This is a genomic window from Teichococcus aerophilus (assembly GCF_014490485.1).
Lineage (GTDB): Bacteria > Pseudomonadota > Alphaproteobacteria > Acetobacterales > Acetobacteraceae > Pseudoroseomonas > Pseudoroseomonas aerophila.
Genome location: NZ_JACTVA010000044.1, coordinates 32,503 through 47,155 on the forward strand (window position 1 = coordinate 32,503; position 14,653 = coordinate 47,155).

Sequence of the window (14,653 nt, forward strand, 5' to 3'; positions counted from 1 at the left end):
CGCCGGGAACGCCCGGCGCGGCTTATTCCGCCGGAGCCACCGCGTGGTCGCTGCTGCGGCGGTTGAAGCGGCGGGAAAGGCCTTCGAAGGCCAGGAACAGCACCGGCGTCACGAACAGCGTCAGGGCCTGGGAGACGGCGAGGCCACCCAGCACGGCCAAGCCCAGCGGCTGCCGCAGTTCGGCGGCGGTGCCCCAGCCGGCCGCGATGGGCACGATGCCGGCGGCGGCGGCCAGCGTCGTCATCATGATCGGGCGGAAGCGGATCACGCTGGCATGACGCACGGCGGCCAGCGGCTCATCCCCCAGTTTCATCCGTTCGATCGCGACGTCCACCACCATGATGGCGTTCTTCTTCACCAGCCCGATCAGCAGCAGCACGCCGATGATGGCGATGACCGAGAGGTCGAGGTCGAACAGCCAGAGCGTCGCCAGGGCGCCGACCGTCGCCGCCGGCAGGCCGGAGAGGATGGTCAGCGGGTGGATCAGGCTCTCGTACAACACGCCCAGCACGACATAGACGACCAGGATGGCGGCCAGAAGCAGCATCCCCTGGCCGGCCAGCGCCTGCTGGAAGATCTGCGCCGTGCCGGCGTAGCCGGAGACGATGGTGGGCGGCAGGCCCAGCTCGCGCTCCATCTCGCCGATCATGCGGGTGGCATCGCCCAGCGCCACGCCGGGGGCGGTGTTGAAGCCGATGGTCACCGCCGGCAGCTGGCCCTGGTGGGCCACCGTCAGCGGGCCGACGGTGCGGGTGATGCTGGCGATGCCGGCCAGCGGCACCAGCCGGCCGGTGTTGCTGCGCAGGTAGATCTTGGACAGGCCGGTCTCGTCCTGCTGGTCGCGCGGCAATGCTTCCAGGATGACCGAGTAGCTGTCCGACGCGCCGAAGATGGTGCTGATCTGCCGGGCGCCGAAGGCGGAGTAGAGCGCCTGCCGTACCTGGTCCACCGAGACGCCGAGCGAGGCCGCGCGGTCCCGGTCCACGTTCACGGACATGATGGGCGCGTGCAGCTGCAGGTCGGTGTTCACGTCCTGCAGGCCGGGCAGGCGGCGCAGGGAGGTCTCCATGCGCTGGGCCCAGCTATACAGCTCGTCCGCCCGCAGGCCCTGCAGCGTGTACTGGTACAGGGTGCGGGACTGGCGGGCGCCGAAGCTGATGTTCTGGATGGGGTTGAGGAAGACGCGCATGCCGGGCTGGCCGGCGGTGGCGCGGCGCAGCTGCTGCAGCACGTCCATCACCGCCGCACGCTCGGCACGCGGCTTGAGCTGCACGAACATGCGGCCCTGGTTGATCGAGGCGCTGCCGCCGCCGACGCCGAGGCTGGAGTTCACCTGGGTCACGGCAGGGTTGGCGCTGATGATCTCGGCGATGCGCGCCTGCCGGGCGCTCATGTCATCGAAGGAGGTGTCCTGCGGCCCCTCGGTCGAGACGCTGATCAGGCCGGTATCCTCGATCGGGAAGAAGCCCTTGGGGATGGTGATGGCCAGCCAGACGGAGAGGCCAACCGAGGCGATGAAGGCCAGCCAGACGACGGAGCGGAAGCGCAGGCTGAGATCCAGCATCCAGGCATAGCCGCCCTCCACCGCCTGGAAGCCACGCTCCAGGAAGGCATCGAAGCGGCTGGGCTTGCTGTGGGCGGGCAGGCGGCTGGCCATCAGCGGCGTCAGCGTCAGGGACACGACGCAGGAGACGATGACGGCGAGGGAGACGGTGGCGGCGAAGGCGTTGAACACGCGGCCGACCACGCCGCCCATCAGCAGGATGGGCAGGAACACCGCCACCAGCGAGAGGGTGATGGAGATGATGGTGAAGCCGACTTCCTTGGCGCCGCGGATGGCGGCGGCCATGGGCTTCATCCCGTCCTCCATGTGCCGGACGATGGCTTCCAGCATCACGATGGCGTCGTCCACCACCAGGCCGACGGCCAGCGTCATGCCTAGCAGAGTGATGTTATCGATGCCGTAGCCCAGCGCGTACATGACGCCGAAGGTACCGGCCAGGGAGATGGGCACGGCGATGCCGGGGATGATGGTGGCCGAGATCTTCCGCAGGAACAGGAAGATGACCAGCACCACCAGCCCGATGGCGATCAGCAGGTGGTGCTGCACGTCATGCACCGCATCGCGGATGGAGACGGAGCGGTCCAGCATCACGGACAGCTCGGCACCCGGCGGCAGGGCGGCGGCGAGGCCGGGCAGGGCGGCGCGCACGGCGTCCACCACATCGACCGTATTGGCATCCGGCTGGCGCTGCACGGCCAGGGTCAGGCCCCGGGCGCCGTTCATCCAGGCGGCGCGGCGGTTGTCCTCCACCCCGTCCTGCACGCGCGCGACGTCGCGCACGCGGATGGGGGCGTTGGGGCGGCCGCCGATGACGAGGCCGCCGAATTCCTGCGCGTCCTGCAATTGGTCGTTGGCACGCAGCGTCAGTTGCTGGCGCGGGCCGTCCAGCGTGCCGACGGGGGTGTTGCCATTGGCGGCGGCGATGGCGCGCTGCGCCTCATCGAAGCCAAAGCCCATGGCGGCCACGCGGTCCGGGTCCAGCTGCACGCGCACGGCGTATTTCTGCTCGCCATAGGTCTGCACCTGGGACACGCCCTGGATGCGGGAGAGGGCGGGCGAGATGATGACCGAGGCGACCTCGTTCAGCCGGTAGAGCGGCACGTCGCCGCCGCGCAGGTTCAGCAGCACCACCGGCGCGTCGGCCGGGTTGGATTTGCGGAAGCTGGGCGGGCTGGTCATCTCCGCCGGCAGGCGCCGCTGAGCGCGGGAGAGGGCGGACTGTACGTCCAGCGCCGCGGCATCGATGCTGCGGCCCAGCACGAATTGCAGCGTCAGCTGCAGCGTACCCTGGCCGCTGATCGAGGACATCTGGTCGATGCCGGCGATGGTCGAGAACTCACGCTCCAGCGGCAGCGCCACCGAGTTCGCCATGGTCTCCGGGCTGGCGCCGGGGAAGCTGGCGGAGACGGTGATGACCGGGAAGTCCACGCGGGGCATGGCGGCCACGGGCATCTGGAAATAGGCCACGACGCCGGCGAGCACCGCCGCCATGGCCAGCAGCCCCGTCATCACGGGCCGGCGGATGCAGAGTTCCGAGATGTGCATGGCGGGGCCTAGCTCTGCGGGCGCGGAGGGGCGCCGTTCTGCTGCGGGTTCGGGTTACGCTCGGCCACGCGGGCACCGTCCGAGAGGATCTGCGCGCCTTCGACGACCACTTTATCGCCCGCCTGGATCTCCGCCGCGATCACGGCGCGGCCGGAGACGACGCGCTGCATCTGGACCACCCGACGGCGGGCCCGGCTCTCGGCATCCACCACATAGATGTAGCGGCCGTCGCTGCCGGTCTGCACCGCCTGCACCGGCACGCTGATCGCCTGCGGCTCGACGCGCGGCACCAGCACCACGTTCACGTACTGGCCGGGCCAAAGCTGGTTCTCGGGGTTGGTGAAGCGCGCCTTAAGCTGGATGGTGCCGGAGGTCGAGTCGACCTGGCTGTCCACGAACACCAACTGGCCCCGGGCGGGGGGGTGGCGGTCCCCAGGCGCGCGGGCGGTGACGCTGGGCGGCGTGATACCAGCCATGGCTTCCTGGATTTCCGGCAGCCAGCGCTCGGGCACCGAGAACTGCACCTGGATCGGGTCGGTCTGGGTGATGGTGCCCAGCGCCGTGCCCTCGCTGCCGCGCACCAGGTTGCCGGCGGTGACGGGCAGGGCGCCCAGGCGGCCATCGGCCTCGGCGCGGATGGTGGCGTAGTCGATGGTCAGGCGCGTCTGCGTCATCAGCGCCTCGGTCGCCTTGACGTTGGCGTCGGCGGTGGCGGCGTCGGCCTGGGCCTGCTCATACCGCTGGGTGGCGGTGAAGCCTTCCCCGCGCAGGGAGGCGTAGCGGGTGGCGTCGGCGCGGGCGCGGGCGGCCAGGGCGCGGTCCCGTACCAGCTGGGCTTCCTGCTGGGCCAACTGCGCCTCGGCCATGCGGGAGTCGAGAGTGAACAGCACCTGGCCGCGCCGGACGCGCTGGCCTTCCTCGACATGGACTTCGCGGATCTGTCCATCAACGCGGCTGCGGATGGAGACGGTGGCCTCAGCCACCACATTGCCGTTGGCGGTGATCTCCAGCGGCATCGGCCCCCGCTGGGCGGGGCTGGTCACCACCGGCAGGCCGGCGGGGGCGTTGCTTTGCTGGGCCTGTGGCTGGCCAGGGACAGCAACGGTCAGGCCGGTGCCCAGCAGGGCAGCCAGCAGCATGGATGACGTCAACGCGCGCGATGCCTTCATGCCCCATGGCATTAAGCCTTGGCTGCGTTGCGGCATAGGCGCCGTTACATTCTGTAACTATTTCGCGAGGATCGTAAGCGCTGCCATTACAATCGGGCGCGCAAAACGACGAAACCGCGGATGGTGGGCCAGGAGGCCCACCCCGCGGTCATCGGCAACCTTGCTTCCGCCGGCCGGGGCCGGCGGACAGATCAGAAGCCCTCGCGCTCCAGGCGCTTGCGCTCGACCTTGCGGGCGCGGCGAACGGCCTCGGCGGCCTCGCGGGCGCGGCGCTCAGACGGCTTCTCGTAGTGCCGGCGCAGCTTCATCTCGCGGAAGACGCCTTCGCGCTGCAGCTTCTTCTTGAGGGCCTTGAGGGCCTGATCGATATTGTTATCCCGAACGACGACCTGCACGCTGTGCGGTATCCTCTTTGCCTGGTCCCGGCAGCCGATGAATGCCGGATTGAATACGAACAGCACGGATCGGCCGGCAAGACACCGGCTCCATCCGTGCAGGGGTGCCCTGTTAGCATGGGCATGGGCCGCAGGAAAAGCCCTTCCCCGCATCGCCGGCACAACCAATTCTATGGTCTGTCCTGATTTGAACGGTTTGCCATGTCCATCCTGAAGATCGCCCGCATGGGCCACCCTGTGCTGCTGCGCCGCGCCGCCGAGGTGGAAGACCCCACCGACCCGGAAATCCGACGCCTTATCATGGACATGGCCGAGACCATGCTGGATGCCGGCGGGCTAGGGCTGGCGGCGCCGCAGGTGCATGTGCCGCTTCGCCTGTTTGTCTGGCGCAATGGGGACGAGGTGGCTGCCCTGATCAATCCGCAGATCGAGCTGCTGGGCCCGGCCGAGTCGTCCGGGTGGGAGGGGTGCCTCTCCATCCCCGGCCTGCGTGGTAGCGTGCCGCGTGCCGACCGAGTCGCCTTCAGGGGCCTGGATGTGCAGGGCGAAGCCGTGGAAGGCGAGGCGGAGGGCATGCTGGCGCGGGTGATGCAGCATGAGAACGACCACCTGGACGGCGTGCTCTATCCGATGCGCATGACCGATTTCAGCCTGTTCGGCTTCAACGAGGAACTGGCCCGCGCCGCGGCCCGGGAGTCGCACCAGTGATGACCGGCAAGCCCGAGCGCAGCGAGGCGCGCGATGCCGCCCTGCGCGCCACCCTGCCGCATGTCGCCCAGCGTGGCTGGACCCTGGCCGCCCTCCGCGCCGGTCTGGCCGATCTGGGCGAGCCGCCCGAGGCCGCGGACTGGCTGTTCCCCAAGGGCCCGTCCAGCCTGGTGGAAGCCTGGTGCGACTTGGCCGACCGCGACATGGTGGAAGAGGCCGGGGACCTGGGCGCTTTGCGCATCCCGGCCCGCATCCGCCGCCTGATCGAGATCCGGCTGCGCCAGGCGGAACCGTGGCGGGAGGCGAAGCGGCGCGGCGTGGCCGTGCTCTCCCTGCCTTGGAACGCCGGCATGGCCGCGCGCTGCGCCGCCCGCACGGCAGATGCGATGTGGACGGCCGCCGGCGATACCTCGGACGACATCTCCCGCCACACGCGGCGGCTGACCCTGGGCGCGATCCATACCGCCACCCTGGCCTTCTGGTTGCGGGAGCCGGCACCGGGGCTGGAGGCGACACTGGCCTTCCTGGACCGGCGGCTGGAAGGGCTGGCGAAGCTGCAGAAACGCAAGCGCGCGGCTTGATTCGGCGGCGTTCCGGCCTGCCGGGTGCCACCTTCAAGCTCTGTCTTGGCGCAGGCTTCCAAGCAACTGCGATCACGAGATTTCTTCGGATACAATCGAGTCTTCGCAGCGCCGCCCCTAATGGTGTAAGAGGCCGGCGGGGGAGTTTTTTGCTTTCCATGCGCAACCTTTGAGGGGGATCTCGGTCGCGATGAAGTTTGTCCGGACTCTGGTGGCAGGTCTCGCGGCCGCCGCTATCGCTACGCCCGTGCTGGCCGACAGCTGCCTGCAACCCGCCGAGCGGACCGCCATGGAAGTGCGCGCCCTGCAGAGCCAGCTGATGGTCGCCGCCCTGGCCTGTGGCCAGACCGACCAGTACAACGCCTTCGTTACCCGCAACCAGCGTGACCTGGGCGACGCCTACCGCACCGTCACGGCGCACTTCAAGCGCGTCCATGGCAACGTGCAGGGCCAGCGCCAGCTGGATGGCTACATCACGCAGCTGGCCAATGCGCAGTCCCAGGACGGCATCGACCAGGGCACGTTCTTCTGCCCGAACGTGACGCCGCTGTTCAAGCAGGCCCTGGCCGAGGGCGGCCTGGCCCGCCTGGCCAGCCTGTCCTACGAGCGGAACGTCGTTGTGCCGTACTCGCTGGACACTTGTGGCGCGACTTCCACCTCCAGCAGCCCGTCCACGCCGGCCCGCCGCGCGAACCGGGCCCGCACCGCCAGCCGCTGAACAGCGGAGGGCTTCGGGGGAAGCAGGACAAGGGCGCCGCGAGGCGCCCTTTTTCGTGCCTGGATGGCGGGCGGTGCGAGTGTGTTGCGCTCTTGAGAGGGCGCTGCCCCGAAACTCTCCGCGCCAAAGGCCTGAGGCGCTTGGGAACCGGCGTGCTGGTGGGGCCGCATCGGGGGAGCGAAACGCCGCTCCAGCAAGGTGGGCTTGCAGTGGACGGCGCATTCATATGCACCAGTCCTTCCTCAACCGAAGAGGCGAATCGTCGGATAGAGCCGAGGCATCACCAGGATTCACGTTAGGGCGCTGGTGCAGGTCCGGCGTAAGGGCTTGGCGCGACCTCAGCGGACGCAATCTGCCAGCGGCAGTGGCCTAAGCGAGTCGTCTGGAATCGGGTTTGCCGGCAGGGCATCCGAACAACTCTGTCCGGGTCGTGGCGTGCTCGCGCCTCGGGCGCAGCGCGGACAAACGAAAAGGGGCGCCTTGCGGCGCCCCTTCCGTAGCTGGTCATCCTGGTACCGGGTGGCGAACCACCCGGCGTCGCGATTAGCGCAGGACGATTTCGACGCGGCGGTTCTGCGGCTCGCGCACACCATCGGCCGTCGGGACCAGCGGACGGCTCTCGCCGAACGCCTGGACGGTGATGGCGGAGCGGGCGATGCCCAGGCGGCCCAGCTCGGCGGCGACGGCGTCGGCGCGGCGCTGGGACAGACGCTGGTTGTACTGCGGCGAACCGGCGCGGTCGGCGTGGCCGGCCACTTCGATGCGCGTGGACTGCACGCGGCCAGCGTTCTGGGCGGCTTCGGCGATGATCTGGCGGGCGCGGTCCGTCAGGTCAGCACGGTCGAAGTCGAAGAACACCAGGTAGGTGCGGGCCGGAGCCGGAGCAGCGGCGGGAGCCGGCGCAACCGGGACAACCGGGGCCGCCGGGCGCGGCGCGTTGAACGCATAGCGCAGGCCGACGAACACGGAGTGGTTGTAGTTCTCCGAGTCAACGCTCACGCGGCTCAGAGCGCCGGTGTTACCGTTGCGGGACACGCCGCTGTAGGACGGGTCCAGCGTACCGAAGAAGCGGTACTCACCGGTCAGCGCCAGGCCGGGAACGGCGGCGATCGGGAACGCCAGGCCGGCGATGCCCTGGAAGGCGAACTGGCCGTCCGTGTCGTCGATGTTCACGGAGTTGCCGCCCGGGAAGGTGGCGCGGCTACGAACGGTGTCGTACTCGCTCCAGGCATAACCAACACCGGCGCCCAGGTACGGGACGACGGGCATGCCGAAGTCGAAGTCGTACAGGGCGTTGGCCATCACGCCGTAGGTGCGGGCAGTGCCGCCGACGCCGGTGAGGGCGCCACCACGGGAGATCTTGGCCACGTCGTTCTGGCGGTAGTTGCCCTCGATCTCGGCGCGCAGGCCGTTGCCGAAGCCATAACCGACGCTCAGAACGCCGCCGAAGCCGTTGTCGAATTCAGCGGTCAGGCTGCGGGTCGTGCCCACGCCAGCGCCGAACGGGGCGTTGGAGGTGAGGTCCGAGTTCTGCAGGATGTTCAGGCCGGCGCCAGCGCCGACATAAACGCCCGTCACCGGCTGGGCCTGCGCGGCGAGCGGCAGAGCCAGAACCGTGGCGGCCAGAAGCGCCTTCTTGAAGTTCATCTTATAATTCTCCTCGATCCACCAGAGGCGTTCCGCGGCGTGAAACCCCGGAGAGACCCGGCCGGTAACGTCGCTGCGTTGGAGAGTGAATTAGCATTGTTGCTCGGGCGCTGCATTAACCTGCTGGGAGTTTCCTGGCCCCTGTGACCGGAAAGCCACAGGGGGTGTGGGGCATTTTGGTCACAGCATTGAGAGCAGCTGCGCCTCGGCTGTCCGCTCCAGCGTTGCCAGGGGGAATAGCCTGTTGGCATGGCCCATTTTCCGGCCTTCTCGGGCCGCTGCCTTGCCATACAGATGCACCGATGTGTCCGCCGCCCCATACAGTGCCGGCAGGCGAGCCATGCCCTCAGGGCCTACCAAATTCTGCATCACAGCGTCCGAGTGACGGCTCGGGCTGCCGAGCGGCAGGCCGGCGACGGCGCGGATGTGCTGGTGGAACTGGCTGGACTGGCAGGCATCCTGCGTCCAGTGGCCGGAATTATGCGGCCGGGGGGCGATTTCGTTGCCCAGCAGGCGGCCATCCGGCAGCAGAAAAAGCTCCACCGCCAGCACGCCCACCAGTTCCAGCGCCGCGGCGACGCTCGCGGCATGGGCGCGGGCGGATTCGGCCACCGCCTCCGGCACCCGGGCCGGGGCGAAGGAGAGGTCGAGGATATGGTGGCGGTGCTGGTTCTCCACCGCGTCGTACACGGCCGTGGCGCCATCGGCCCCACGGGCTGCGATGGCGGAGAGCTCCAGCGTAAAGGGCACGAAGGCTTCCAGGATCAGCGGGCGGGGGGACAGCGTCTCCCACGCCCTGGCGATGTCGGCTTCCTTGCGCAGCACCGCCTGGCCGCGGCCGTCATAGCCGAGGCGGGTGGTCTTCAGCACCGCCGGCAGGCCGATTCGCGCCACGGCCTCGCGCAGTTCCGCCTCGCTGGTCACGGCGGCCCACGGGGCGACCGGGACGCCGGCCGACTCGAAGAACGCCTTTTCCTGCAGCCGGTCCTGGCACACCGCCAGCGCCTTGCGGCCGGGGCGGCAGGGCACCAGCGGCGCCAGGATCTCCAGCGTGCGGGCGGGCACGTTCTCGAACTCGAAGGTCACGGCATCCACGGCGGCGGCGAAGGCGGCCAGGGCCGCTTCATCCTCGTAGCCGGCGACGGTGCGGGCGGCGGAGACGAGCATCCCCGGCTCATCCTGACCCGGCGCATAGATGTGGCAGCGATAGCCCAGCTCCGCCGCAGCCAGGGCCGACATGCGGCCGAGCTGGCCGCCGCCGAGGATGCCGATGGTGGCATTGGGCGGCAGCGGGAAGCGGCTGGCAAAGGGATCCACGCTCATTCCGGGGTCTCCGCCACGGCGTTGGCCTGGTCCTCGCGGAATTTCTCCAGCCGGATGGCCAGGGCTGCGTCGGTGGTGGCCAGCATGGCGGCGGCCAGCAGCGCGGCATTCACCGCGCCGGCACGGCCGATGGCCAGCGTGCCGACCGGGATGCCGGCGGGCATCTGGGCGATGGAGAGCAGGCTGTCCATGCCCTTCAGCGCGTGGCTTTCGACCGGCACGCCCAGCACCGGCAGGCGGGTGAGGGAGGCGGTCATGCCTGGCAGATGCGCGGCGCCGCCGGCACCGGCGATGATGGTGCGCAGCCCGCGCGGCGCGGCGCCCTGGGCGTAGTCATACATGCGCTGCGGCGTGCGGTGGGCGGAGACCACCTTGCACTCATGCGGGATGCCGAGCTTCGCCAGCGTCTCTGACGCGTGGCGCATCGTCTCCCAGTCCGAGCGGCTGCCCATGATGATGCCGACCAGCGGCGCGGGAACGGCAGGGGGGGTGCTATGGGTCACGCGGCATCCTGCGAACACAAGGGGTTGTTCAAGGCGGCGGCTGTGCCGTGCCTTGCCCGTAATGTCCAGCGCGAATGTCCCAGGGGAGAGGCGCGGCGGCAGGCCGCGCCCCGGCATGGGTCGGGTGCCCAGAGCGGTGCCGAAAGCGGGGCACCAGAAGCGATGACGAAAGCGGCCGGGCCGGTTGGCTGGGCTAGGCGATGATGTCCGGCACCAGCCGGCTCTCCAGCCAGGCGATGTCGTCCTTCAATTTCAGTTTACGCTTCTTCAGCCGCTGCAGCTGAAGTTGGTCCACCGGTCCGTCTTCCAGGCGAGCAATCACGGTGTCCAGGTCGCGATGCTCGCTGCGAAGCTCGTGCAGACGGCGGAGGAGGCTGTCTCGATCGGCCAGCATCGGTGCGGGAATACTCGACGGTTAAGAGTCGCATCGGAGGGGAAAGACGCCATATCATGTCGTAGCGCGGCCGCCCAGCGCACTGTCACGTCAAGGCACATTGTGCAGCGCGGGGCAGGGTTGCGGGCGATGCCGCGCCTCCTGGGGGCCAACGCTCCCCACGGCCATGCGAGGGCATGGCGGGGAGGCATGGCCCACGGGTGTCACTCAACCGCGTGGAGGATAAGCGTGACCATGACGCACCAGCCCCGCCTCAATAGCCTTCAGGACCGGCACGCGACGCTGGACCGGCAACTTGCCGCTGAAGGCGCCCGCCCGGCGCCGGATACGGGGACCCTGGCCAAGCTCAAACTGGCCAAGCTCCGACTGAAGGAAGAGATGGAGAAGCTGCGCGCCAGCCGCTGAGGCCCGGCCCGGTTGCCGCCGAGGACCCCTGGCACAGACCATGGGGCCCGGCGGGCCTGCCCTGCGGCCGACTGGCCGCAGGGTTTTTTGTTTGAATGCCGATTGGGCAAGCCTGTGGGCGATGCGCCGTGGCGCGGCCGGGCACGGCGCCCGGCCAGCCGGTCTCAGACGGCGTCCTCGCCCTCTTCCAGCCCGGCGGCCGCCGGGGCGGCCGGGTTGCCGCCGGCGGCGATGACGGCGGCGTTCAGGTCACCCTGGCTGCACAGGCCGAGGATCACCGGGTCGCGCGGCTTGATGTTGGCGCTGTTCCAGTGGGTGCGGTCCCGCACCTTGGCGATCGTGTCCTTGGTGGTGCCCAGCAGCTTGCCGATCTGCGACTCCGTCAGCTGCGGGAAGTTCCGCAGCAGGAAGGCGATGGCGTCCGGCCGGTCGTTGCGCTTGGACACGGGGGTATAGCGGGCACCCTTGCCGCGCCCCTTGGGCTGCGGCACCGCACTGGGCATCAGCCGCAGGCGGGCGTTCGGGTCGGCCTCGCAACGGGCAATTTCCTCGCGCGTCAGCTGGCTGTTCTGCACGGGGTCGTAGCCGACGATGCCCTGCGCCACTTCGCCATCGGCGATGGCCTGGACCTCAAGCGGATGCATGCCCACGAAGTCGGCGACCTGTTCGAAGGAGAGTGACGTCTTCTCGATGAGCCACACAGCGGTGGCCTTCGGCATCAGCGGCAGGGTCATCGGAAACCTTATGCGGGTCGTGTGGGCGGGTGCGCGGACCGCCCCGGAAAGCCCTGCATATAGAGAGAGGGAGGGAGGGGGTCAAAGGTTCGCAGGCGGCGGATGTCCGTTGCTTGGCGCATCCCGGGGCGTTCCCTATCGTTCCGGGTGGGATGGGACAGGAGAATCAGGCCTTGGTGACACGGAAAGTGGCGGCGGTGTTCGGTGGTGCCGGCTTCATCGGGCAGCAGGTGGTGCAGCGCCTGGCCCGGCTTGGCTACGTGGTGCGGATCGTTGGGCGGAACCCGGAGGCAGCCCGCGTGCTGATGACGCAGGGCAATGTGGGGCAGGTCGTGCCCCTGGCGGCCGACTTGCGGGAGGACGCCGCCATCGGCCGTGCCGTGGCGGGCGCGGCCGTGGTGGTCAACCTCGTCGGCATCCTGGCGGAAGGCCGCAAGGGCGACTTCCAGCGGCTGCAGGGCGAGCTGCCGGGCCGGATCGGCGCGGCCGCCAGGGCGGCGGGGGTGCAGCGCATGGTGCAGCTCTCGGCCATCGGTGCCGATGCCGGCAGCCCCAGCGAGTATGCCCGCACCAAGGCAGCGGGGGAGGCGGCGGTCAAGGCCGGCTTCCCGGGCGTGGTGATCCTGCGGCCCTCGATCGTGTTCGGGCCGGGGGATCAGTTCTTCAACCGCTTCGCCGGCATGGCGCGGATGCTGCCCTTCATGCCGGTGGTCTGTGGCGATACCCGCTTCCAGCCCGTCTATGTCGGCGACGTCGCCGATGCGGTGGTGGCCGGGCTGACGCAGGACGGCGTCGAAGGCCGCACCTTCGAGCTGGGCGGGCCCCGCGTCGCCAGCTTCCGCGAGCTGATGGCGATGGTGCTGGACATGACCGGGCGGCGGAAGCGGCTGGTGGAGATCCCGGACAGGCTGGTGCGGCTGCAGGCGCGGGTTGGCGAGCACCTGCCGGGCAAGCCGCTGACGCGCGACCAACTGGCGCAGCTGCGGCGGGACAATGTGGTGGCCAATGGGGCGGAGGGCTTCGCCGCGCTGGGCATCGAGCCGCGGGCGATGGAGTCGGTCGTGCCGGGCTACCTGTCACGGTTTCGGCGTGCGGGAAGGCAGGAGGGTACGGTTTCAGTCAAATAGTCCGAACCGGACTTAATAAACTGGTGCCAATCTAAGCTCGCTGCGTTGGTTACGGATTGATTGCCTAAAAACGTCAGTCTTACTGACGTAAGGGCGAAAAAGTGCTGGCGAGGCTACCCCAGCCGTGTTTATGGTCCCGGCAGGACGGCGAAAGTCCTCCTGCCGGTTTGCATGCCCGCCCGCATGCCCCGGCCTCTGACAGAACCGCATCGTCTTTTCTTCCTGCCCCGTGGGAGCCCTCGCCATGGCCGAACGCATGCTGCAATTCGTGCGCCTGTCGCAACAGACGCCCGAGAAGCGTGACGCGGCCGAGCGGCGGGACGATTTCGGCGAGATCTACCAGCGCTTCACCGCCGAGCGCGCCGGGGCCCAGGCCAGCCGGTGCAGCCAGTGCGGCGTGCCGTTCTGCTCGGTGCACTGCCCGCTGAACAACAACATCCCGGACTGGCTGAAGCTGACCGCCGAGGGGCGGCTGGAGGAGGCCTACGAGGTCTCCGCCGCCACCAACACCTTCCCCGAGATCTGTGGCCGCGTCTGCCCGCAGGACCGCCTGTGCGAGGGCAACTGCGTCATCGAGAAGGGCTTCGACAGCGTCACCATCGGCGCCGTCGAGAAGTACATCACCGATACTGCCTTCGAGATGGGATGGGTCAAGCCGCCGATCCCGGTGCGGGAGGTGGATCGCTCCGTCGGCATCGTCGGTGCCGGGCCAGCCGGGATGGCGGCGGCGGAGCGGCTGCGGCTACGCGGCTGGAAGGTCACGGTCTATGACCGGTACGACCGCGTCGGCGGCCTGATGATCTACGGCATTCCCAACTTCAAGCTGGAGAAGGAAGTCGTGCTGCGCCGGCATGAGCAGTACGCCGCCGCCGGCATCGAGTTCATTCTGAACTGCGCCATCGGCCAGGACATCACGTTGGAGCAGCTACGGGCGAAGCATGACGCCGTGCTGATCGCCACGGGCGTGTACAAGGCGCGCGACATCGGCGGCGAGGGCTCGGGCCTGGGCGGCATCGTGCCCGCGCTGGACTACCTGACCGCCTCCAACCGCGAGGGGCTGGGCGATGCGGTGCCGGAGTTCGAGAACGGCGCGCTGAACGCCAGGGGCAAGAAGGTCGTCGTCATCGGCGGCGGCGATACGGCGATGGATTGCGTCCGCACCGCCATCCGCCAGGGCGCCACCGACGTGACCTGCCTGTACCGCCGCGACAAGGCGAACATGCCGGGCTCGATGCGCGAGGTGAAGAACGCGGAGGAGGAGGGCGTGCGCTTCTCCTGGCTCTCCGCCCCCGAGGGCTTCGTGGGGCAGGGCGAGCATGTCTCCGGCGTGCGCGCGGTGCGGATGCATCTGGGCCTGCCGGACGCGACCGGCCGGCAGCAGGTGGAGGCCATCCCCGGCAGCGCCTTCGTCGAGCCGGCGGACCTGGTGATCAAGGCATTGGGATTCGACCCCGAGGATCTTCCGTCCATGTTCAACGAGCCGGCGCTGGCGGTCTCCCGCTGGGGCACGGTGCAAGTGGATCGGAGAACGATGATGACAAAGCTGCCGGGAGTCTTTGCCGCGGGCGATATCGTGCGCGGTGCATCCCTGGTCGTGTGGGGCATCCGCGATGGCCGCGATGCCGCCGACCAGATCGAGACCTATGTGGCCGCGCAGGCCGCCAGCGCCCTGGCGGCCGAGTGATGCGCGCGCTTCGCCACGGCCTGATGGCCGCGACGCTGCTGGCGACGCCCTTGCTGGGCAACGCCGTGCTGGCGCAGCCGACGCAGTTCGGCAGCGGCGGCACCACGCCGCCGGCCGCCGGCACGCCACCCGCCGTGACGCCGCCGGGCACCGCCC

Annotated in this window: 14 protein-coding genes; 6 read left to right on the forward strand and 8 right to left on the reverse strand. The window is 69.3% G+C overall.

Annotated elements, in window-relative coordinates; translation table 11 throughout:
- Positions 1-22: 22 nt before the first annotated feature.
- The 3 genes from IBL26_RS19555 to rpsU form a co-directional block, all read right to left on the reverse strand.
- Entirely contained in the window at positions 23-3,109 is a 3,087-nt protein-coding gene (locus IBL26_RS19555) for an efflux RND transporter permease subunit (RefSeq protein WP_187786192.1), read from the reverse strand.
- A gap of 8 nt (positions 3,110-3,117) precedes the next feature.
- Complete coding sequence (locus IBL26_RS19560) at positions 3,118-4,278, reverse strand: efflux RND transporter periplasmic adaptor subunit (RefSeq protein ID WP_241749577.1); 1,161 nt, start codon at positions 4,276-4,278, stop codon at positions 3,118-3,120.
- Between the two features lie 191 nt (positions 4,279-4,469).
- Positions 4,470-4,673 (reverse strand): 30S ribosomal protein S21, encoded by a 204-nt coding sequence (gene rpsU, locus IBL26_RS25790; protein WP_007006360.1) that lies wholly within the window; start codon positions 4,671-4,673, stop codon positions 4,470-4,472.
- A gap of 201 nt (positions 4,674-4,874) precedes the next feature.
- Here rpsU and def point away from each other — a divergent pair, with 201 nt between their 5' ends.
- The 3 genes from def to IBL26_RS19580 all read left to right on the forward strand — a co-directional run bounded on the left by def (position 4,875) and on the right by IBL26_RS19580 (position 6,680).
- Positions 4,875-5,381 carry a peptide deformylase gene (def, locus tag IBL26_RS19570; RefSeq protein WP_187786193.1) on the forward strand — a complete coding sequence of 169 codons (507 nt, stop codon included), beginning with the start codon at positions 4,875-4,877 and terminating at the stop codon, positions 5,379-5,381.
- On the forward strand, positions 5,381-5,962 hold the full coding sequence (locus IBL26_RS19575; RefSeq protein WP_187786194.1) for a COQ9 family protein: 582 nt from the start codon (positions 5,381-5,383) through the stop codon (positions 5,960-5,962). The genes def and IBL26_RS19575 overlap by 1 nt, the downstream gene beginning before the upstream one ends.
- A gap of 190 nt (positions 5,963-6,152) precedes the next feature.
- Positions 6,153-6,680, forward strand: a complete 528-nt coding sequence (locus IBL26_RS19580; RefSeq protein WP_241749579.1) for a hypothetical protein — start codon at positions 6,153-6,155, stop codon at positions 6,678-6,680.
- Between the two features lie 543 nt (positions 6,681-7,223).
- On the opposite strand, the gene IBL26_RS19585 is transcribed toward IBL26_RS19580, so the two are convergent.
- From IBL26_RS19585 to IBL26_RS19600, 4 genes are all read right to left on the reverse strand, one after another.
- Complete coding sequence (locus IBL26_RS19585; protein ID WP_187786196.1) at positions 7,224-8,327, reverse strand: OmpA family protein; 1,104 nt, start codon at positions 8,325-8,327, stop codon at positions 7,224-7,226.
- Between the two features lie 180 nt (positions 8,328-8,507).
- Positions 8,508-9,650 carry a 5-(carboxyamino)imidazole ribonucleotide synthase gene (locus IBL26_RS19590; protein WP_187786197.1) on the reverse strand — a complete coding sequence of 381 codons (1,143 nt, stop codon included), beginning with the start codon at positions 9,648-9,650 and terminating at the stop codon, positions 8,508-8,510.
- Positions 9,647-10,102 (reverse strand): 5-(carboxyamino)imidazole ribonucleotide mutase, encoded by a 456-nt coding sequence (gene purE, locus IBL26_RS19595; protein WP_187786207.1) that lies wholly within the window; start codon positions 10,100-10,102, stop codon positions 9,647-9,649. The genes IBL26_RS19590 and purE overlap by 4 nt, the downstream gene beginning before the upstream one ends.
- Positions 10,103-10,346: 244 nt before the next feature.
- Entirely contained in the window at positions 10,347-10,547 is a 201-nt protein-coding gene (locus IBL26_RS19600) for a YdcH family protein (protein ID WP_007438878.1), read from the reverse strand.
- Positions 10,548-10,781: 234 nt separating this feature from the next.
- Here IBL26_RS19600 and IBL26_RS19605 point away from each other — a divergent pair, with 234 nt between their 5' ends.
- On the forward strand, positions 10,782-10,952 hold the full coding sequence (locus tag IBL26_RS19605; RefSeq protein ID WP_187786198.1) for a DUF465 domain-containing protein: 171 nt from the start codon (positions 10,782-10,784) through the stop codon (positions 10,950-10,952).
- Between the two features lie 164 nt (positions 10,953-11,116).
- Here IBL26_RS19605 and IBL26_RS19610 read toward each other — a convergent pair whose 3' ends face one another.
- Positions 11,117-11,686, reverse strand: a complete 570-nt coding sequence (locus IBL26_RS19610; RefSeq protein ID WP_187786199.1) for a DUF1013 domain-containing protein — start codon at positions 11,684-11,686, stop codon at positions 11,117-11,119.
- 173 nt (positions 11,687-11,859) lie between these two features.
- Here IBL26_RS19610 and IBL26_RS19615 point away from each other — a divergent pair, with 173 nt between their 5' ends.
- Entirely contained in the window at positions 11,860-12,813 is a 954-nt protein-coding gene (locus tag IBL26_RS19615) for a complex I NDUFA9 subunit family protein (protein ID WP_187786200.1), read from the forward strand.
- A gap of 244 nt (positions 12,814-13,057) precedes the next feature.
- The gene (locus IBL26_RS19620) at positions 13,058-14,497 is read left to right on the forward strand and encodes an NAD(P)-dependent oxidoreductase (protein WP_187786201.1); all 1,440 of its coding nucleotides are present in this window, start codon (positions 13,058-13,060) and stop codon (positions 14,495-14,497) included.
- Positions 14,498-14,653: the final 156 nt, after the last annotated feature.